The organism is Alicyclobacillus dauci (assembly GCF_026651605.1).
GTDB classification, from domain to species: domain Bacteria; phylum Bacillota; class Bacilli; order Alicyclobacillales; family Alicyclobacillaceae; genus Alicyclobacillus; species Alicyclobacillus dauci.
In genome coordinates, this window is record NZ_CP104064.1 from 3470248 (window position 1) to 3490607 (window position 20360).

Annotated in this window: 19 protein-coding genes; 4 read left to right on the plus strand and 15 right to left on the minus strand. The window is 52.1% G+C overall.

Annotated features, from left to right (window positions below; translation table 11 throughout):
- Positions 1-38 precede the first annotated feature (38 nt).
- The 9 genes from NZD86_RS17605 to NZD86_RS17645 all read right to left on the minus strand — a co-directional run bounded on the left by NZD86_RS17605 (position 39) and on the right by NZD86_RS17645 (position 10817).
- The gene (locus NZD86_RS17605) at positions 39-1352 is read right to left on the minus strand and encodes a 6-phospho-beta-glucosidase (RefSeq protein ID WP_268043356.1); all 1314 of its coding nucleotides are present in this window, start codon (positions 1350-1352) and stop codon (positions 39-41) included.
- Positions 1349-2329 (minus strand): N-acetylglucosamine kinase, encoded by a 981-nt coding sequence (locus tag NZD86_RS17610; protein WP_268043357.1) that lies wholly within the window; start codon positions 2327-2329, stop codon positions 1349-1351. Before NZD86_RS17610 ends, NZD86_RS17605 begins: the two co-directional genes overlap by 4 nt.
- A gap of 4 nt (positions 2330-2333) precedes the next feature.
- Complete coding sequence (locus tag NZD86_RS17615) at positions 2334-3233, minus strand: carbohydrate ABC transporter permease (protein ID WP_268043358.1); 900 nt, start codon at positions 3231-3233, stop codon at positions 2334-2336.
- Between the two features lie 10 nt (positions 3234-3243).
- Positions 3244-4140 (minus strand): carbohydrate ABC transporter permease, encoded by an 897-nt coding sequence (locus tag NZD86_RS17620; protein WP_268043359.1) that lies wholly within the window; start codon positions 4138-4140, stop codon positions 3244-3246.
- Between the two features lie 54 nt (positions 4141-4194).
- A complete protein-coding gene (locus NZD86_RS17625; protein WP_268043360.1) occupies positions 4195-5556 on the minus strand; it encodes an extracellular solute-binding protein in 1362 nt (453 codons plus the stop codon).
- A 75-nt stretch (positions 5557-5631) separates the two neighbouring features.
- A complete protein-coding gene (locus tag NZD86_RS17630) occupies positions 5632-6750 on the minus strand; it encodes an ROK family transcriptional regulator (protein ID WP_268043361.1) in 1119 nt (372 codons plus the stop codon).
- A 698-nt stretch (positions 6751-7448) separates the two neighbouring features.
- A complete protein-coding gene (locus NZD86_RS17635; protein WP_268043362.1) occupies positions 7449-8825 on the minus strand; it encodes an APC family permease in 1377 nt (458 codons plus the stop codon).
- 69 nt (positions 8826-8894) lie between these two features.
- Positions 8895-10082 carry an ROK family transcriptional regulator gene (locus NZD86_RS17640; RefSeq protein ID WP_268043363.1) on the minus strand — a complete coding sequence of 396 codons (1188 nt, stop codon included), beginning with the start codon at positions 10080-10082 and terminating at the stop codon, positions 8895-8897.
- Positions 10083-10301: 219 nt separating this feature from the next.
- Positions 10302-10817: a hypothetical protein gene (locus NZD86_RS17645; protein WP_268043364.1), complete on the minus strand. Its 516-nt coding sequence runs from the start codon at positions 10815-10817 to the stop codon at positions 10302-10304.
- 322 nt (positions 10818-11139) lie between these two features.
- On the opposite strand from NZD86_RS17645, the gene NZD86_RS17650 reads away from it, so the two are divergent.
- Positions 11140-11889 carry a lipid II flippase Amj family protein gene (locus NZD86_RS17650; protein WP_268043365.1) on the plus strand — a complete coding sequence of 250 codons (750 nt, stop codon included), beginning with the start codon at positions 11140-11142 and terminating at the stop codon, positions 11887-11889.
- Positions 11890-11957: 68 nt separating this feature from the next.
- Here the strand turns inward: NZD86_RS17650 and NZD86_RS17655 are convergent, their stop codons facing one another.
- From NZD86_RS17655 to NZD86_RS17680, 6 genes are all read right to left on the minus strand, one after another.
- On the minus strand, positions 11958-12734 hold the full coding sequence (locus tag NZD86_RS17655; RefSeq protein ID WP_268046923.1) for an MBL fold metallo-hydrolase: 777 nt from the start codon (positions 12732-12734) through the stop codon (positions 11958-11960).
- Between the two features lie 254 nt (positions 12735-12988).
- Positions 12989-14176 (minus strand): N-acetylglucosamine-6-phosphate deacetylase, encoded by a 1188-nt coding sequence (gene nagA, locus NZD86_RS17660; protein ID WP_268043366.1) that lies wholly within the window; start codon positions 14174-14176, stop codon positions 12989-12991.
- A gap of 9 nt (positions 14177-14185) precedes the next feature.
- Positions 14186-14704, minus strand: a complete 519-nt coding sequence (locus NZD86_RS17665) for a PTS sugar transporter subunit IIA (protein ID WP_268043367.1) — start codon at positions 14702-14704, stop codon at positions 14186-14188.
- A 71-nt stretch (positions 14705-14775) separates the two neighbouring features.
- Complete coding sequence (locus NZD86_RS17670) at positions 14776-16230, minus strand: PTS transporter subunit EIIC (RefSeq protein ID WP_268043368.1); 1455 nt, start codon at positions 16228-16230, stop codon at positions 14776-14778.
- 30 nt (positions 16231-16260) lie between these two features.
- Complete coding sequence (locus tag NZD86_RS17675; protein WP_268043369.1) at positions 16261-16734, minus strand: PTS transporter subunit EIIC; 474 nt, start codon at positions 16732-16734, stop codon at positions 16261-16263.
- A 152-nt stretch (positions 16735-16886) separates the two neighbouring features.
- A complete protein-coding gene (locus tag NZD86_RS17680) occupies positions 16887-17732 on the minus strand; it encodes a BglG family transcription antiterminator (RefSeq protein WP_268043370.1) in 846 nt (281 codons plus the stop codon).
- A gap of 238 nt (positions 17733-17970) precedes the next feature.
- Here NZD86_RS17680 and NZD86_RS17685 point away from each other — a divergent pair, with 238 nt between their 5' ends.
- The 3 genes from NZD86_RS17685 to NZD86_RS17695 all read left to right on the plus strand — a co-directional run bounded on the left by NZD86_RS17685 (position 17971) and on the right by NZD86_RS17695 (position 20294).
- Positions 17971-18132 (plus strand): cysteine-rich CWC family protein, encoded by a 162-nt coding sequence (locus NZD86_RS17685; protein ID WP_268043371.1) that lies wholly within the window; start codon positions 17971-17973, stop codon positions 18130-18132.
- 189 nt (positions 18133-18321) lie between these two features.
- Positions 18322-18840, plus strand: a complete 519-nt coding sequence (locus tag NZD86_RS17690) for an RNA polymerase sigma factor (protein ID WP_268043372.1) — start codon at positions 18322-18324, stop codon at positions 18838-18840.
- Positions 18837-20294: a WD40/YVTN/BNR-like repeat-containing protein gene (locus NZD86_RS17695; RefSeq protein WP_268043374.1), complete on the plus strand. Its 1458-nt coding sequence runs from the start codon at positions 18837-18839 to the stop codon at positions 20292-20294. The genes NZD86_RS17690 and NZD86_RS17695 overlap by 4 nt, the downstream gene beginning before the upstream one ends.
- The last annotated feature ends 66 nt before the right edge of the window (positions 20295-20360 follow it).

Sequence of the window (20360 nt, forward strand, 5' to 3'; positions counted from 1 at the left end):
ATATAGGAGCCCCCATGAAGCAGAGGCTCCCGGCGAGATCACTTGAATTGGGGAAGATACGCCTCGTTTTCTTTCAGGATGTCTGCGAGCAGCGACTTGGCGACCTTGGCAGAAGTGACCAGTGGGTGGATAGTCAGTGCTTGAAGCGCTGCGTTGTAGTCACCGTGAACAGCCGCGTCGACCGTAAGCTCCTCGTACGCTTTGACAATTTGAATCAAGCCGCGAATGCGTGCGTCAATCGGTGTATCAATCTGCACCGGGTGTGCCCCTTGCGAGTCGATCACGCACTTCACTTCGATCGATGCCGTGTCTGGTAAGAATGGTAGAATACCGTTGTTCGCGACGTTCACAATTTGCGTATCTCGTTTGTTGTTGTAGATGGAGGAAATGAGATTCATGGCAGCTTCCGAGTAGTACGCTCCCCCGCGCTGCTCCAGTTGTTTCGGCTTCACGGTGAGGTTCGGGTCTCGGTAGAGATCGAACAACTCTTTCTCGACACGTTTGACGACTTCGGCGCGCACCCCATCCGTTTTGGACGCCTGTATCTCCTCGGCCAACATGTCGTCCGTCATATAGTAGTAGCGCAAGTAGCTGCACGGAAGCGCACCCAACGACTGGAGGAAGTCCGCGTCCCAACCGAAATCAGGAATGTTCTTCATCGTCATGCCCTTGGCGTCGGCCGCTTTCTGCAAGATCTCGGGCAGAATATCGACACCGTCTACTAGAATTTTGGTCGCCCAGTTCAAGTGGTTGATCCCGACCCACTCCATGTCGATCTCCGCGGCGCTTACACCTGTCAAGTTGGCGACTTGCATCTGTGTGCCAATAGGCAAATTACACAGACCAATGCTTTTTACCTTCGAGTGGTTTAACACAGCTTCTGTATTGATACCGGCCGGATTGGTAAAATTCATCATCCACGCGTCCGGTGCCAACTCTTGAATGTCTTTGGCGATGTCCAAAATGACCGGAACGGTGCGCAGTGCTTTGGCAAAACCGCCGGCGCCCGTCGTTTCCTGACCAATGCAGTTGTACTTGAGAGGAATCCGTTCATCGCGGGCGCGCGCCTCAAGCAATCCCACGCGCAGTTGTGTTGTGACAAAATCAGCTCCCTCAATGGCTCGCCGCCGATCCAATGTCAAATGCACATTGATGGGCAATCCCGACTTCTCGACCATGCGTTTCGCGAGCGCCCCAACAATCTCCAGCTTCTCGCGGCCGGCTTTAATGTCAACGAGATAGAGATCCCGTACAGGCAACTCGTGGTACCTGCGGATAATGCCTTCCACGAGCTCAGGTGTGTATGACGATCCGCCGCCAATTACCGCTACTTTCAAGGCTTCCTTTTTCATCCTTCATGCCCTCCATATGACACAAACTGGTGTTCCATATCCTCTGTCACGGGTAATCCGACGTGGTCCATAGCCAGTAACACCGCCCCAAACACCGGGGCCATCTCCGGTACAACAAGGCGGAACGAGTCGTGGCGCGTCCGAATCTCGTCATCCAGTGCATTCAAGAGATGCATGTTTCTCCCCTTTTGAATGACAGATCCCACGAGAACAATCGGTATCTCCATGCCCTCAAATCCCGCTAGGTGGTCGATGACTGCGTTCGCCGCGACGCCGAGTTCCTCACCGCACGCTCGCAAGATCTGAATGGCCATTTCGTCCCCCTCGTCGGCAGCTTCGTGCAGAAGTTTGCACATGTCTAGCGATGTTTTGTATAGATCGTTGTCCCAATAGTAGGCAAGGACCTCCCCCATATCGCCGAGCCCGTGGTATCTGGGAATCTTCTCGGATAGCGATGTCTTAGGTCCGCGGCGATCCCATGCCCTGGCTGCTGCGCGAAATGCTTCCTGTGCAAGGTAATGCCCACCTGCCGTATCACCGAACAAGTACCCAAACCCACCAATTTGAACCGTATCCCCCCGCAGATTTCGACCAGCGGCGTTCGTTCCCGAACCACAAACAAGGATGACGCCCACGTTCTCTCTGCTTCCTGTTCGCAGCCCCTCAAAGGTGTCGCACACGACATCCCAGTATGCGAAGCCGGTGGTCTCGATGGCGGGAAGCAGGATGTTCAAATCCTTTTGCCGATCCGCCCCCGCCAAACCAAACTCTGCAAACGTAACCTGATGGATAGTAATACCGGCCTCGCGAAGCGCCTCTTCGATTGCCTCGCGGTAACTTCTTAGCGCCTCTTCGATCCCGACCGTCTGATAGTTTCCCGGTCCCCCATGCCCCCGACCGAGCAAGTGACCGGTTTCATCGACAACGACAGTGAAAGTTTTGCTCCCCCCGCCGTCCAAACCTAGAAAGTACTTCATCCAATCACCCTTTCACGCCACCTGCGGTCACACCGTTGACGATATATCGATAGAAGAAGAAGGATATAATGACCGGCGGCAGTGTGGCGATAAATCCCCCCGCGGTCATGAGGCCCCAGTCCATCGAGTGCCTCCCGATAAATTCTTGGATGGCAACCGGTACGGTCTTCGACGCAAATGTTGTCGTGAATGCCGATGCAAACATGAATTCGTCCCAGTTGTTCAAGAGCGTAAAGATGAACGTAGCCGCGAGACCGGGCAGCGACAGTGGAAGAATGATTTTAAACATCGTTCCGAATCGCCCCGTGCCGTCGACTGTGGCTGCTTCCTCGAGTTCCTTTGGCACAGACTGAAAGTAGCCTGACATCAGCCAGATGACAAACGGAAGCGATCCCGCCGTGTAGGCCACCACCAACGCCCAAATCGTGTCGAGCAAAGGTGGTGAATGGTAAAACACCACATGCGTGAACGGTATACCAATGGTAATGCCGTTTCGAAACAATACGTACAATGGCACAATGATGCTGACCGAAGGCAGAATCTGCATCGCGAGTACAGCGAACAGGCTCGTGATGCGAAACGGAAAGTGGAGTCGCGCGAATGCGTACGCCGCAAATACACCGATGATCATCGAAATGAGCGTCGTCAAAATGGCAACCTCGACGCTGTTCAACATCGCGTGCAGAAAATTCGCCCCGTCTGTGCCTTGAAACAAGTGCACATAATTCAGAAAGGTTGGATGATGTGGAATGAGATGCCCATCAAGCAATTCCACTTTATTGGAAAGCGATGACGCCACAAGATAAACAAACGGGGCGAGCGTCACCACAGCCAAAATAATGAGGCCGGTCCACAGATACCCGGATGGGATGATATCACTGCTGCTCTTTTGGATTCTTTTCACGTTCGTCACCTCACGTTTGCTCGTCCATATTCTTTTTCATCATACGAATGTAGACAATGATCAGAGCGAGAATAAAGAGCGTACTGGTCCACGCCATGGCGGACGCTTTGCCCATATAGAAGTAACGGAAGCCGTAATTCATCGTCAGATACGTAACGGATGACGAAGGGTCTCCGGTGAACACCGTCAAGATGTCGTACACGCGGAACGTACCCATGATTCGGAGAACCAACGCCACGATGATAGCCGGCGTCAGTTGCGGAATCGTGATACTCCATACCTTCCGCCAAAACCCAGCCCCGTCCATCATCGACGCTTCATACAACTCGCCTGAAATGGACTGCAATCCAGCCAACAGAAGCAACGTCATGAACGGTGTCATCTTCCAGATATCGGCTACCCCAGCCCAAATGACCGATCCGTCAGTGGAAGCGAGCCAATTCGGATTTGCGTGCTGAGGCAACAGGTGCAGAGCGTGCATAACCACCTGCAAAGCGCCATTTTGCGGCTGTAAAATCCAGTTCCACAGCAGTCCGTTCACGAGTGTGAGTGATGCCCAAGGAATGATGATCATGGCACGGAAAATGGTCCGCCCGCGAAACACTTGATTGAGCAATAAAGCACTGAACAATCCCAGGACCAACTCGATGGAACACGTGAATACCGTGAAATAGATGGCCCGCCAAGTCGACATCCAAAACTGCGGATCAGTTAGTGTGTAGACATAGTTTTTCAGTCCAATAAACCGAGCCGCCGATCCATCCAACAAGTTATAGTGGTAAAAACTCCACACGAGAGACTGGTATATGGGCCATATGAAAATTCGCACTAGCACCAGAATCGTTGGTACCAGTAATAAGATGGCAAACCACATGTCGCCCTTTTGTCGCTTCGATAACTTTGCCATTGGATTCCCCTCTTCGTCAGGGAGGGTCGCAAGTTTGGCGTCCCCCTCAACCTCTTAGTCTTCCGCAGATTTAATGGCTCCGTTGATGCTCATAGCCGCGTCATTAAGTGCCTGACCTGGTGACTTTGTCCCCATTAACGCACTGTGTATATCGGAGGAGAGGATGTCACCCCACACAACATACCCGGGGGCATTTGGACGGTTCACCCCATACTGAAACTCGGCTTCAATTTTGCCCAGGGTGTGGGTTGTATCTGCTGATTCGACCTTGGGATCGCTATAGAGTGACCGCAACGTCGGGTACTGGCCCTCGTCGTTAAACTCGTCAAACTGATACTCCCTGGACGCTATAAACTTCAAAAAAGCCAGTGCCGCTTCTTTGTGCTTGCTATTTTTGAGGAGTGAGATACCTTCCGATCCGGTAACCGCCGCCGACCGAACACTCCCTTCACCAGGCAACAGTCCGACGTCCGTTTGATGAACAACTTTCGACTGAGTGGGGTCATTGAGCGCGGGGTACATTGATTCCCAGTTGCTCATCATAGCAATTTTCCCGGCCGCAAAAGCATTCATGACATCTTCTTCAGTCCACTGCAGGCTCGCAGGGTCCACGGTTCCGCTTTTCATCAAGTCCGTCATATATTGAAGCGCTTTCAAACCACCGCCAGAATTAAATGCCGGACGACCATTCGCGTCGAAAAACTGCCCGCCAAACGAGCCTAAAAAGCCCACATAGTCACACGTCAAGGACTCCGCCTGCTTCCACGACCACGCCGACGCATAAGTCCCCTTGCTTCCGAGCTTTTGCTGAATGATCTTCGAGTCGGTCATAAATTGGTCCCACGTCGTCGGGGGCGAACTGATACCGGCTTCGTGCAGCAACTTGTTATTCCAATAGAAGTGCTTGGTGCTGGAGTACCACGGCACACCCATGATGTCCCCTTTGTATTCGACGGATCGAAGCGAGGACGGTGTGAACTTCGCCTGAACGTTTTTCGGGATCACGTTCGACAGATTCACTGCGATGTTTCCATTGTCGTAGTCACCAGCCCAAATGGTGTCCATCTCAGCCAAGTCGATGTCGCTGGAGTTGGACATTTCCGATGTCATGACCTTGTTGTATACAGAATTGTAGTCGACACCGATATTGCGTACTTTAATCCCTGTTTCTTTGGTAAACGCCTGTTCGATCTTCGGCCGCACTTTTGCAGCCGACCCGGTCATCGTCCACAGAATCGTGACGGTCTGACCTTTCAGCTTCGCGTAATCGATGTTGTTCCAATTCAAGCCTTGCGCGGCAGCGCTTACATCAGCACTCTGACCTGCCGAAGGTGGTGCACCCGGTGGTGTGCAGCCAGCGAGGAACATGAGAATTCCAGTTGTGCTGACGGCGACAAACTTGTATGTCCGTTTCACTGGTTGGCCTCCTTGCTCAAAGCGTGATCGAAATTGGGATATATGGAACGAGAATTGCCCAGTCAGACGACCGGATCATCCCCGCAACTCCACAAGTAAGTCAGATACCTCATTAAGGGCGATACCAACCGCTCCCACTAACTGAATGTCATCACCTAGCGAAGACACTTCGACAATCGGTGATGGAATAGCTATGTTGAGCGCTTTCATAACATTCGGCAACAGAAAGTCCATTCTTCTACCAATTCCCCCGCCAAGAATCACTGCTTCCGGATTGAGCACACCACACAATATACGGATGACGTAGGCGAGCCGAACGACGAGCCATTGAATAAACTCCTCATGCGCATCTGGCTCGCGTAAGATGACCTCAAATGCAGCCTTGACGCTTGTCACATGGCCATCATTGTTACGGTATCGCTTGAAGGTTCGCAAAATGCCTGACGACGACAGATCTTCCTCAATCGTAGGCCCATCCCCGAGACCCATTGACAACAGCCCCACTTCACCAGCGGCACCAAGCGCCCCCCGGAACAACTGCGAGTTCAGCACGAGGCCGCAGCCAAGTCCCGAACCGATGCCCACATAGACAAATGTCCTGTATCTAGACCCGCAACCGTTCCAATTCTCCGCAAACGCAGCGACATTCACATCATTTTCGATGACGATGAGTGCAGACGGGAACAGTTCACTCAATTGTTCCTTGAGGGGCAGTCCCTCCAAATGGGGAATCGCACTGGCATTCACCAACGTTCCATCCTCGCGCACGTTCCCAGGTGCACTGACACAAACGGATAAAACACTCAATTCAGAAAGTTGAAATTCGTCGATCAGCTCCCGAATCGCATCCTGTAAAGCGCACAAAACCCGCGAACCATTCCTTCCGCTCGGCATCCGACGCTTGGTCTGAATTTGAATATGCCCGTTCAAATCGGCCACCGCAAAGCGCATCCAGAACAGTCCAATATCAATCCCAAGCACGCATCCATAAGCCTGGTTGAACTGTAGACGAATGGCTCGCCGACCACCTTGCGACTGCATGGAACCAGTCTCTGTGATCAACTCTTTCTCAATGAGCTCTGCCACAATGCCAGACACAGTCGACTTGGACATCTGCAACCGTGTGGCCAAGTCGATTCTCGACATCGGACCATTTACGCGCACTTCTCGCAAAATGGCTTTTGAGTTGTGCAATTTCATTTCCTGAGCGTTATATGTCTGTCGTACTCCCAAGCAACATCACCCCGGCTATTAGTTCGTACAACGAACGAACTATAAGAGAAATATAGCGCTTACATAGCGGTGTTACAACAATATTTTTTAGTAAATATATGGAATGGTCGGGAGAATGCTTGGGCGGAGCTTTTCGGGTCTGGCAGGGAGTTGAGGTGATGGCGTGATGGAGGTTTGGGTGTGGTTTCCACGGGTTCGGGAAGCTTTGAGACAAACGGGGCGTACCGTAGGCTTGTTCTGGAAGAGTGTGGGTATAAGGCGACCACCGCCCTATACCCACACATCCGGCACGCCAAGCCGCAGTCAACAAGGTACTGGGATTCCGTTATTCCCCGCTTACCCCCTACGGAGTCTCGTATAGATGACTGGGGGTCATGTCGAGCCCAATATCCACCGGTCAGAATCATGAAATAGACAAGGTAAGGGAACCCCATGCCGCTGCTCGTTGCCGGTTCGAGCAAGCTGCGCCGTAAGCGAATGGGGTTCCCTTATTCCGAACAACTAAATACCCCGGGTGCATAAACCGCTGCGAAATTCGACCTATGAGACCTATGCGACAGGCATTCGCCCCTGCCTTACCTGCCTTACCTGCCTTACCTGCCTTACCTGCCTTGTCCGTTGTCCGGACTCTTCCGTACCGGTACCTACCCCCACCAACGTCACGCGTTGTCGGTGCGATAAACCTCGCGAATCACTTTCGGTCCGAATGGCCATTCTTTCTTTCGTCCGGCCCAAATCAAGAAGACAATGATACCTGCGACTGTCCAGACAAGCGCAAGTCGAATGGCCGGCCAGCCAGAGGAATAAAACACGTATGCCCAACCAATAAACGCGAGAATGCTCGGCAATGGATAGAGCCATTGACGGAAGGGACGCTTCAAGTCGGGCTGGCGCTTCCGAAGAACCGTCAATGCGATGATCTGGCCGATGAACTGAACGACGATCGACATTGCCATGAGCGCGTTGATGATCTGCGACAGGTTGAAGAAACAACAGATAGCCATAATGACGCCCATGACAAGCAGCGAAATATGGGGAAACTTCATTTTCGGATGAAGCTTAGCGAATGGCTTGAAAAACAGCCCGTCCACTGCGGCATTGTAAGGAAGCCGCGAAGCACCCAGCAAGCCGGTATAGAGGGACGCAAAGCATGTCCAAATGATGAGTGCCGTAATGATGGTTGCACCTGGACGTCCCCAAACCATCTGCATAAAGAGCGTGCCAACGTTTTGACTCTTCATTGCTGTCTGCCATGGAACCGTGCCGATGATGCCGAGGTTCATAGAGAGATCGATGATGGCGACAAACACAATCGACAAGATGACAGCGCGCGGAATCGTGCGGCCAGGGTTTTTCACTTCGTCGCCGAGATAGCACACCGTATAGTAGCCCATATAGTCGTAAATGGAGATCAGCATCCCCCCACCTAGGCCAAGGAAGAACTTGGACGGGGCAAATGCGTCATGTGGAAACGAGAACGCCACATGCGGATGAAAGTGCGTTACCCCTGCAACAATGACGAGGACAACGGTGAGAATCATACCGCCCCACAACACGGTGGTCATCTTTGCAACAGATTGAATCCGGCGATACAACAACCCTATGGTGATGATGGTGATGCCGACAGCTACCAACTTGGTCTCGAGCGGTGTCATGCTCGGCCAAAAATAGATTAGGTAATCAGAGAGACCAATTGCACCCGTTGACATAATCATGGGCGTGGCGAGTAACGTGGACCAAATGAATAGGAACGGTACGAGTTTTCCTGTTCGGTACTGGAAAGCCTCACGCAGATAAATATACGTCCCGCCTTCACCCGGCATGGCAGATCCGAGTTCACTCCATACCAATCCGTCAAGCATGGCCAAAAGCGCTCCGACAATCCAGCCAAACATCGCCTGTGGGCCACCCATGGTTGTCAAGATGATCGGGATCGTGATAAACGGCCCAGCGCCCATCATTTGGGACATGTTGGTTGCGGTGGCTTGAAGCAAACCAATTCCCCGAACGAGTCCGTGCTCCCTTGTTTGAGACATGCCTATCCCTCCTAAAATTCGTCGTCACACAACCGCTTTCAGGCGGTTGCCTCGATCACAGTTGCCGACCTATACTTGCCGACTATTCAACTTCAAATGATTCGTTTCCAACAGAACAGTAGCTGCCGCCCCAAGCGCACCGGCATTCTCTCCGAGCGCGGCACCGACAACGGTCACCGGAATGGGCATTAAGTCTCGAACTCGGGACTGGATCGCAGACAAAAACGCCTCGCCCGACTGAGCAACACCCCCACCGAGAATAACGACATCCGGATTTAGCAGCGCTACAATGTTCATGAGTGCGTAAGCAACATAATTTTCGACCGTTTTCACAACGCGCGTCGCTAATGGATCCGCTTTCGATGCGGCCGCAAACACTTGTTCCGATGTAATATCTTGTCCATGAAGCAGTGAATCGGGATAATCGGCCAACATGGCTGCAGCCTGGGATTCGATCCCGCTGCCCGACGCCAGTCTATCCAACGCTCCGAAGCTTTCGAGCTCATTTTTACCTTCGGCTAAAGGGTCAACCACAAAGTACCCAATTTCACCAGCATATCCTTGTGCGCCCCGATGGACCGTTCCATTCATCATGATTCCCGCGCCGATACCTGTTCCGACCGTGACGAGGACAACGTTTCGATAATTCGCTCCTCGCCCTTTCCAAGTTTCACCAATTACGGCCATATTCACATCGTTGTCCACAAAAACAGGGCCAGGTAACGTTCTCTCAAACGCCTCTTTTACATTCACGTGATTCCAACCTAACCCCGGGGCTGCGACAACGACGCCGGATTCATAATTCGTCACCCCGGGTGCCCCGACGCCAGTTCCGACAATCTTCTCCCTAGCGATGTCCAAAGAGGACAAAAATCGTTCCGCTTCACTTCGGATGTGTTCTAAGGAATCCACGCCCTCGGCGTGCGACGACATTTTCCTACTCGCCACAACATGGCCGCTTAGGTCCGCTAACAAGAAGATGGTCTTCGTTCCGCCGATGTCGATACCGAACGAATATCTTGCAGTCGGTACGAATCGTAGTTGTACAGATGGGCGCCCTCCACGCTGTGTGGAGTTCCCGGTGCCTACCTCTCGCACCAACCCTTCAGACACAAGCAGATCCACGATCTCCGAAACAGCCGACCGACTCATCTTAAGCTCTTTGGCAATGCCAGCTCTAGAAATAGGCTCCTCCATCCGAATCAGCTCCAAAACAGACGTCCGATTCGCATTCCGAACTATCGTGCCCGTCCTCATCTCAATCACTCCAAACCAGTTTGTTCGGTCTGGCAACAAACAAACAAGATGAACTATACCACCATTCGATTCGTTTGTAAACGGTTTCTAATCTACGACCTGTGTTTTCCTAAAGCTGGATTCAACCCGGGCTATAGCCAGTCATAGGAAACGTAAAAAAGGCCGGGAGCCTGTGACTTGGCTCCCAGCCTTTTTGCGCCTCCCTATCAAAAGGCTGTATCAACCTACACGAATTCCACTGTGTTCTACACTAATTCCCAATAGCAGATAGTTTCTTTTCGAAGTCTTTCGCATCCCCGTCATTCCAGGAACAACAATTTCTGTTGCGCTTTCATCCAAGAGCAGATCGATTGCCTTGGCATCTTTCTCCACAGTGGGACCAAGTTGCGCTTTCCCTTTTTTCTCCATTTCAAACTCTCTGCCCACTCGGAAGGCAGATATTTTTGTCTGATTGGAATTATTCGAATCTGGGTTCACAAAGTACATCCTGTAATCCTTTTTCCGAAGTCCAAGTGTAGAGGCTATGTTATCAGCGATGGACACTAAGAGATCACTAATTTTATCGTTAATTTCGTTTTCGTTTGCTGATCTATCAATTGATTCAACTGCAGCAGCCAACTCATCGCGGTAATACATTACAGGTGACGGGAAGAATTGCTTTAGTTGCTCTTTCCCAACGAACTTTATCCACAAGTATCGGAATAAAAATCGAATGATCAGACCGGTACCGACCATGGGCCAGAACATTGCATTGAAAACTAGCAATTTCCCGAGCGCACTGGTCGGTGCGAGTGAACCAATCCAGAGGTATAGTGGAGATATGTGTTCTTGTCATTCGCCTTTTTTCGGCCGAACAATCTCTTCATCTCCCTTCTGTCTTTAAAGCGTTGACAGAATCGGAAATGATTATACTAGAAGCAATGATTATGACGCCCTTGTCGTTCTATCTTTTATTCTGGTTCGTCGTCCCAGTCCACAGGTGTCGCAGTTACCCTAAACACGGAAAGGCTCTGATCGTTTGGAGAGGCTGGCCCTTGAAATCACAGGATTGTTTGCTTTGCTTCACTTTATCGATACGCTTGCTTACTCGATTCGTCTCAACGCCGTAAAAAATGGTCAATTTGCGCTTTCTACATCTTTGTTTAATACCATCTCTCTTGTTACCCGAGTTTCCAGCACATTGTTTCTTCCAGCAATCGGCGCCTTGGTAGATCATAGCATCCAGTATCACATCGACCCGATATGGCAGTTGCGACAAATCCTATTTGGAGCGACCATTGGGGCATGTGTAGGTGCCGTTTTTATACCGACGTTTTTGAGGATCTTCGGAAAAGCGGTGAATCGGCTAGAAATTGTCGGATCCGTGCCCGCGCTCATGCTGCAAGCATTATCCATCGCAAACATCAGACGGATTCGAAACAGCACGACCGTTCCGCGTCGCACACTGTTGGCAGGGCTAAGGTTCCGCCAAATCCCAAAAAGACTACTCCTGGTCAATATTATGATCACGGCTGTATACACGGTCGGCGTTTTAGCATCTAACTACTCGGCTCTGCTCAACCCACAGCATCGACTGGAAGTCGCACAATCGTCTGGATTCATCAATAGCGTTGGCACAATTTTACTCACCATGCTTGTGGATCCAAAGTCTGCGTCCATTACGGACCAGGCTTTACGAGGTACGCGGCCCTATGGGGATGTCAAAGCCCTCGTAACACTCCTTGTCCTGACGAAGATCTTGGGAACAATTTTGGCTCAATTTATTTTCACGCCGTCAGCACATCTCATCGCCTGGATTTACAGGTGATATTTCAAATAACGGCAAGAAGCGCCACGCCCCTGCGTGACGCTTGTTCACGTGCCCAACAGCAAGCTTTAGTGCACGTACCTTCCGTGATGCGGAATGGCAATGCGATCAAACTCGTGAGCAAGCCTGTCCAATCCATCGGACAGTGGTTGTCCGGACATCGGCCGCCCATGACCGGTGATAGCAAATCGTGGATGAAGGGCCCGCAACTTTCGCACCGATTCCCAGGACGACTGCCAATCGGGCGTGAAATACGCCGGCGGACCGTGGATTTCCCGTGCTTGTGTCAATACGCTCAGCAATGACTCTTGTTTTGTCGTGATGAATGCATCCCCCGCAATGAGCGTTCCGTCTTCATCGCGGTACAGGGAAACATGACCCTCCGTGTGACCAGGTGTGTGAATCCAGCACCAGCCAGGCATCTTTGGCACGCTACCATTTTGCGGTAGTGCGTGAACGCGACGGCCGAGATCGATACCGCCATGCGGAAAAACGGGTGATATGTAAGCCACGAGCCCGCCGCCAACCGTTGGGTCCGGCTCTGGGTAGTCAGCTTTGCCCGTCAAATACGGGAGTTCTAACTCGTGTGCGTACACGGGGACGTCCCAGTGCTGGGCTAGGTCGATGACGGCGCCGACGTGATCGAAATGACCATGAGTGAGAATAATTGCCTCTGGCCGAGCCGACTCACCAAATCGTTCTGCCACAGCATTGAGAATTTGGTCTTTCGAGCCTGGAATCCCGGCATCAATAAGAACCCAAGTTTCCTTTCCATTTTCCCCTGTTTTAACGAAACACACATTCGCGATTTGCGTGCGAATGTAGGACACACCTAAAGCTTCCATGGCGCTCAAATAGGCGTCTTCTGGATTGGTCTGTTCATGCAAGTCCCGTTCCAGTATCTATTCCCCTCCAAGGCCTTGGTCAAGGTAGTTCCTGCTCAACCCTGCCTGATTTTTGTCGTTTATCATTCCCCCACCTAGTCCTAGTATGTGTGCTTTTGTTCAATGCCGGACATTCTAGCAACCTGCCAAACGAGGACAGGCCTAGCGTGTACACCTACGCCAGGCCTGTCTATTGCTTACATAGCTATTCAGTCTTAACGGACGAAAACCTGCTGACCGGCAACCCACGTCGCGACAACGTGTAGTGCCTCGTCCATCATGACGAGATCGGCATCCTTGCCAAGGGCAATCGATCCCTTCGCATTTAGCAACCCCAGTTCCCTTGCGGGCACTGTGGAGGCCATGTGCGCGGCATCCCACATGGTGACACCGACACGGCGTACCATATTGCGAACAGCGGCATCCATTGTCAGCGTACTGCCGGCAAGGTTGTGGCCTTCTTCCAAAACAGCCACACCGCCCTCTACGATCACGTCCAGCTCTCCAAGCTTGTAATGTCCGTCCGGCTTGCCTGCTGCCGCCATGGCGTCCGTGATGAGTACCATCTTGTCGCGGCCTTTGACGCGGTAGACAAGCTTCATCACGTCCACATCGACGTGATGACCATCAGCGATCAGTTCGCAGACGACATCCTCAGACAACAATACGGCACCGACCGTTCCACCCTCACGATGGTGCAGGCCTCGCATCGCATTGAAAAGGTGCGTCGCGTGGGTCGCACCCGCCGAGACGCCCGCCAGCGTTTCCGCTAACGTGCCATCCGTATGACCAATGGATGGGATGATATCGTGACTACGCATCCACCGAATCGCCTCGATGGCTCCTTCGCGCTCAGGTGCGATGGTCACCTTTTTCACCAAGCCCTCCGCGACCCCTGCTAATCGCTCGAGCACGTCTATCGATGGCGGAATGACGAACGCAGGGTTCTGTGCACCACAGCGCTCGGGAGAGATGAACGGCCCCTCCAAATGGACTCCTAGTACCTGCGCCCCGTAGACAGGCCGCCTCGCCGTTTCGCTAGCCGCCTCGACCGCTCGCTCCAGGTCATCTATTGGCGCCGTCAGCGTCGTCGGAAGCCAGCCGGTCGTGCCGTGTGTCGCATGAAAACGACTAATAGCTTCCATCGCCTTGACGGTTCCGTCCATTACTTCGTATCCATCGCCGCCATGGATGTGAATGTCGATAAGACCAGGAAGTACCCATTGCCCATGCGCATCAATGATGTCAATCGATCCGCCAGTGACCGACTGGGGGAAACTGTTCTCTTCCCCCATTTCGCGAATCACACCGTTTTCGACTCGCAGCCAGCCACTTTCAACGACGGTGTCGTCGAGCACCAACCGGGCGTTACGGATGATAAACGTAGACGTTCTCTCTCCCACACAAATCACCTACTCTGCTTTTGGGACAACCTTGAGGACCCAACTGGTTGACGCTTTGACATGTTCTTCAGTGAATACCGATAACCCTGCCACTTTTTGCATGTTGGTGACGATGACAGGTGTGACGAGTGATTTCGCTGTCTGTGTTAATTTGTCGAGATCGAGTCGGACGAGTGGTGTACCGACGTCGACCTGACTCCCTTGTTCGGCAAGCTTCGTGAAACCCTCGCCCTTTAACGCCACCGTGTCGAGCCCAATGTGGATGAGAACCTCTATGCCGTCTGGTGTCGTGATACCGGCTGCGTGTCCCGTGGGAAACAGTTGCGTCAGTATCCCCGCGACCGGTGCAACAATGGTGTCTGACGTTGGGCGAATGGCTAATCCGTCGCCGACCATGCGCTCTGCGAATACCGGATCCTCCACAGCCTCGATGGACATGATGTCGCCGTCAACTGGCGCGTAGATGGTGATCTCGTTTCGCTCGTCGCCGCCATCTGATGCTGTACGCTTGAACAAGTTTTTTAACATGATGCATCCCTCACTAGCCGAATCTGGTTGTTTATTTGTCTCCCACTTGAAGGGTGTGGTTAACCTCGTTTTTACATGAACTGTTTCATTTCTTCTACCAGCATATCCGCCGTTGTACCGACGACCACTTGTGCATTGTGCTGGTTCAGTTTGATGACGCCGCTTGAACCGAGCTGTTTGAGCACAGGCTCATTCAACTTCTCCATATCCTTCAGGTTGAGCCGGAGACGCGTCGTACACGCTTCAATTTCCACGACATTTTCAGCCCCGCCGAGCGCGTCCAAATACGCCCTTGCCTTGCCAGCCATCGTACTCAAGTCTGTAGTCGCTGCAGCGACTTGCGCCTGAGTGGCTGCGGGTACGTCCGCGGGAGCGTCCGCCGCTACTTGCATTTCGTCGAAGATGAACCCCGCACCCGGAACCGATCCACTTGCGTCCTGATCCTCTCGACCGGGTGTCTTGATATTGAATATCTTAATACTGAAATAGAACACAACAAAATAGACAATGCCGAACGCAATGCCAATTGGGATCAACCAGTATCCATGTGTCGCGTGGTTGCGATTGAGCACAAAGTCGATGAGGCCCGCCGAGAAATTAAAGCCATCCCGAATGCCCAGCGCATAACAAATGGCGAGACTGAGACCTGTGAGGACGGCGTGCAAGCCGTATAGCGCGGGTGCTAGGAACATGAACGAGAACTCAATCGGTTCCGTCACACCGGTCAGAAAGGACGTGAGTGCTGCAGCGCCCATGATTCCGAGGACAACGCGACGGCGTTCCGGTTTCGCTGCGGCAACCATGGCGAGTGCTGCAGATGGCAGACCGAACATCATGATTGGGAACATGCCAGCCATGAAGCCGCCTGCGGACGGATCGCCCGCGAAGAACCGAGTCATGTCGCCGGTCTTCCCGTGCCAGTCACCATACACAAACCAAATGTACGAGTTGACGACGTGGTGTAACCCAAACGGGATCAACAGTCGATTCAACAGGCCATAGATGCCCGCACCGACAGCACCCAGAGCGCCAATCCAGCCGCCGAGATGGTTGATTCCCATTTGCACATATGGCCACACATAGCCAAAGACGAGCGCCAAGATGATGGAAACCAATGTGATCAGGACGACTGCTAAGCCTTTGCTACCACCTATGAACTGCGCCCATTTCGCGTCACGGCGTTTACTGACAGCATTAAAAATTAAACCAGTGATGATACCTGCGAGAATGCCCCCAAGGGCGTCTAGATTGATGGTCTTGTTGATAGCTTGCGCACCGTCTGTCAGAATTTCATAAGATAAGAACCCGGCCAGACCTGCAAAGCCATGGTTGTTTTTTGCAAAGCCCACGGCGACACCAATTGCGAACAGCACCGGTAAAAAGTTAAATACCGCATTGCCGGCAGCCGCCATAAACGGAATATTGAGCGTATCCGGCTGCCCCAAGCGAAGCAGAAGACCTGCAGCAGGTAACACGGCGATAGGCAACATTAAAGCCTTTCCGATCCGCTGAAGTTGACCTAACATAGATATCCTCCCTTACCCTATTGGGTTCCCTTATGAATGCCAGACGTGGCCAAGCACGAATGCAATTAAGAGACAAGCCCCCGCCGTGACGATTGGCACAAAACGGCGGCCGCCAAAGAATGCGAGTACCGCGGGTAGCTTCGTTTTGTGGTAACGATTGTACATGTAGCCCGCCAGAACACCTGCGATAAGACCCGCCACCAAGACAATCGACCCTTTGTCGCCGATATCGATGGACGACGAGATCGATTTTGTACCTTGGACGATGACCTCGTACCCAAGAAATGCTGCCAGCCCAGCCGCGCCTTGATTTTCTTTCGCCAAGCCAATCGAAATGCCAACAGCCAGAATGATTGCGTAGTTGGATAGTACGGCATACCCAACAGCCTGAATGAAGTGTAGGTTTGTCACAGTCGGATCGCCGATCCAATAAAGGATGCCACCAATGGCAAACACGACGGCCAGCAGTCCGACGACTTTCCCAAGCCCAAGTTTTTCCTGCATAAGAATCCTCCCTTGCTCAATTTTGTAAGCGGTTGCGAAAAGAACAAAAAAAGGCAGACATGAGCCAATATAGCTCATGCCTGCCTTAGTTTCCGCAGTAACACGCTGAATCATTTATACCACGTGATCAACGAGTGCACAAGTGCAAGCTCTTAACTAGTAAACCGCTCCACGTGTAACGTAAGATATGCGATCTCATCCAGCGGAAAAACAATTTTCACCCGTCGTTCAATCACTTTTGCAATTTGCGTTGCGATCTCGAAGCTCCCAGACAACTTTTCCATAATCGTATCAGCTAAAGGATTTTGAATCGGTTCATTTCGTAGTACCCGCTCGATAGCAAACCTCAGATGGATCACCATTCGGCTATAATTCAACTGTGTCTTCGGCAATTCCTTGCCAAGCAATCGCTCCAACTCATTGACTGCCAGCGTCACTGCGTCGGTCACCCGTACAGTCTCTTTGACTCCGTGTGCATGGCTGGCTGAATGGAGATGCAGTGTGAGAAATCCCACTTCCTCCGGTGGAATATCGATGTGAAAACGCTCTTGGATCAACCGGCCGGCCTTTTCCGCTACGGACCACGCTTTTGGGTAGAGCATTTTGATCTCCTCAAGAAACGGGTTTTGAATATGAATCCCGCCCTGCAATCTCGAGAGAGCAAATCCGATGTGATCGGCGAGGGCGACGTGAATGTGCTCGTGCAGATCCGCACCGAGCTCACGTGTAGCCAGCACAATGATCTCCTCGGCGATTCCGATAACTTCATGTGGCACGACGGTAAACAATTGCTCAAAGTGTTGTCGATTGTCCGAATGAACAAGGGAAAATCGTTTTTCGATCCGCCCGTCTGCCAAGCTAAAGTGAGTTCCGCGCTTGGCACCAAACCCGATTCCTCGGCCGATGACAATTTGCTCGTCCCTATCGTTAGCCTTCAGAATCAACACGTTGTTGTTTAGTATCCGCTCAATCACATATTCCGCCCCGTGGCTACCCATATGATCCCCTTCATCCCGCACGGACCTGTCTACTTTTGAAAAGTATACGAGTAACCGTAGGAGCTTTTCAACGTAAGTTCAGTTCGTGCATTCCCATAAGAATCAGGTGAAACGATGCATTCTCAGACGTTTTTCCTAACGAGTTTTACGAAGAGTGAATGATTAGTATACTTTAAGGACTGATGTTATCGAGCTAAGATTAGTAATGACTTTCGTTAAGAATTAGGAAGGTGTAAGAATGTCCAAGGTATGCCCATTCTGTGGTATGCATAATAATTGCGGTCATGCTGCAGGAAAACCACACGGTACATGCTGGTGCGATAAAGAAATCTTTCCTAACGCGATCTTCGAAAAACTTCCACCGAACCAGCTTGCCTATCTATACATGCTATTCGTTTAAGTACACTTCCTTGTCCAACTGTCGATTCCTCCATGCGGATTACAATCAGAACCCCCAACCCGAAATTTTTACTCACTCATGTGGTTCCCCCCACCTTTTACTCATGTGCACAACTTTTATGCGAAACTTAACAAAATGGGTGATGGGGACGTCTAGTTAGGTGAGCACGTTGAAAGCGGGGTTGACACGGTGAGCGATGTGAGCGCGGATGAAGCCGTATTGTCCTTATTTGATACGTATGCCGACAGGATTTATGAGTTTGCCAAATACAGCCTCGGGAATGCACAAGATGCCGAGGACCTGGTACAGGAAGTATTCATGCGCGTATTTCGAAATTGGGATAGACAGCCGGCTGAAAATCCAAATGCCTGGCTATGGACCATCGCGCGCAACTGTATTCGGGACGTCTACCGACGACGATCACGACGCAAAGAACAATCAGTTTCCGACCCGGAATTATGGACACACGAGGCACGAGGTCCGGACACCCTCGTTGAAGTGGAAGATATACTCGAGGACTTGTCTCCCATGGAGCGACAAGTGGTGTATTTGAGGCTGATCGAAGATATGTCGACGGAAGCCGCTGCACGAGCACTTGGGTGGAACTCCGTAAAGGTTCGCGTCACGCTGCACCGGGCCGTACGAAAACTTCGGGGCATGCTCACCGCCATGGAACCAATACAACCGACAAGGAGGAAATCGACATGAAGTACGAGGACATCAAGTCGGCACTTCAAAATGGGAATCGGGCTTCATTGTCGCCGGATCGAAAAGCGGCCATGCGCGAGAAGCTGCGAGCTCAGATGGCTGTAGAACAGACTCGCGTCATGACACCACGGAAAAGACGCAGACGGTTGAGTCCGTATCTATATACCGCGGCGGGGATTATCGTAGCAGCTGGCGTAGCAGGTAAAATGATCACCAATCCGCAACTGAAGAACACCGCGCAGAGTGCTTCGGGTTATGGGACAAGTGCCTCCAGTGCTGCCGCGAGCAGTGGTACAAAAAGTGCCACTAAGCAAGGGACGAGTCAGGCGAGTCACACGGATGCATACAGCGCACAAAACAGCGCCGCGACGTCGGCCGATGATGCGTCTGTGAAGCTCACGTACATCACCATGGATTCAACGAGCAGCGGCTGGGCCGTTGACTCCAGGGGCCGACTGCTACACTCTGTCGACAATGGACACACATGGGAGAATGTTACGCCACAGGGTGTCCAGTTATCGCTTGACCGTTCATCGGGTGGGACATCCGTTGTAGCCGATTGGCAAAAGAGTGTGGCAGGTTTTTCACCGAAAGATGACAGCGGAACGATTTATACCACGCACAACAGCGGCCAAACGTGGACGAAAGGACACGTGGCAGTGTCGACCGACAGTCGTGTAGAACAGATCCAATTCGTGAACACGGATACGGGATTCGCTGTTGTCCAGGCCAACCTTGTAGCAAGCGGCCAGTTCGAGCTATGGCGGACAGATGATGGCGGATCGACATGGAAACGCATATTTGCAAGCGACGACGGCGCGCATGTGCAGGCAAGTGTCAACATTCACCGGAACGATCTCGTCTCCTTCAGCAGCCCCACGAATGGGTGGCGCCTCGCTCAGGGGACCAAAACGCAGCAGCTGACCGTCCAGAGGACGATCGACGGTGGACGGACATGGCACGTTTGGCGTGGCACATTGCCCGTACCAAAACAATTGCAAGCTGGTACAGCGGAGCTTGATGTCTTGCCAATATTCTGGGGACCAAATGGCATCTGGCCCGTTGAATACCGAATGCCGGGAAAGTCTGGGAGCGCGTATGTGGAAGTGTACAAGACAACGGACGGTGGATCGTCATGGCAAGCCACTACGCCACTCGCTAACCCGGGCGGTAGCGACCTGTATTTCGCGACCCCGAGCTTGGGTTTCCTCGTTGAACATACTACAAACCGTATGGAACGCACGGTGGACGGTGGCGAAAGCTGGACCACGATTCCGACTGCAGAGAATCTGGCGAGACTTTCCACTTTGACTTTCACCGACGCGAATCATGGCTACGCCATTGTTGTCCCGCAGCCGGGCAATAACGGGGCTCTGCTCGAAACACATGATGGCGGTAGAACGTGGCAGAATGCCCAACCGTGGTTGCAAGCACCACGAAACAATCAGAAGTAACCCATTGAGGAACGTACATGGGAAGCACAGCCCATTGCGTTCCTCTTTTGAGACTGCCCCGCTCCC

Bases quoted from the DNA above. Each gene is read 5' to 3' on its own strand.
- NZD86_RS17680 (WP_268043370.1), bottom strand. From the start codon at position 17,732: ATGGGTAGCCACGGGGCGGAATATGTGATTGAGCGGATACTAAACAAC.
- NZD86_RS17665 (WP_268043367.1), bottom strand. From the start codon at position 14,704: ATGTTAAAAAACTTGTTCAAGCGTACAGCATCAGATGGCGGCGACGAG.
- NZD86_RS17645 (WP_268043364.1), bottom strand. From the start codon at position 10,817: ATGGTCGGTACCGGTCTGATCATTCGATTTTTATTCCGATACTTGTGG.
- NZD86_RS17670 (WP_268043368.1), bottom strand. From the start codon at position 16,230: ATGTTAGGTCAACTTCAGCGGATCGGAAAGGCTTTAATGTTGCCTATC.
- NZD86_RS17620 (WP_268043359.1), bottom strand. From the start codon at position 4,140: ATGGCAAAGTTATCGAAGCGACAAAAGGGCGACATGTGGTTTGCCATC.
- NZD86_RS17695 (WP_268043374.1), top strand. From the start codon at position 18,837: ATGAAGTACGAGGACATCAAGTCGGCACTTCAAAATGGGAATCGGGCT.
- NZD86_RS17610 (WP_268043357.1), bottom strand. From the start codon at position 2,329: ATGAAGTACTTTCTAGGTTTGGACGGCGGGGGGAGCAAAACTTTCACT.
- NZD86_RS17640 (WP_268043363.1), bottom strand. From the start codon at position 10,082: ATGAGGACGGGCACGATAGTTCGGAATGCGAATCGGACGTCTGTTTTG.
- NZD86_RS17605 (WP_268043356.1), bottom strand. From the start codon at position 1,352: ATGAAAAAGGAAGCCTTGAAAGTAGCGGTAATTGGCGGCGGATCGTCA.
- NZD86_RS17675 (WP_268043369.1), bottom strand. From the start codon at position 16,734: ATGCAGGAAAAACTTGGGCTTGGGAAAGTCGTCGGACTGCTGGCCGTC.
- NZD86_RS17635 (WP_268043362.1), bottom strand. From the start codon at position 8,825: ATGTCTCAAACAAGGGAGCACGGACTCGTTCGGGGAATTGGTTTGCTT.
- NZD86_RS17685 (WP_268043371.1), top strand. From the start codon at position 17,971: ATGTCCAAGGTATGCCCATTCTGTGGTATGCATAATAATTGCGGTCAT.
- NZD86_RS17655 (WP_268046923.1), bottom strand. From the start codon at position 12,734: ATGGAAGCTTTAGGTGTGTCCTACATTCGCACGCAAATCGCGAATGTG.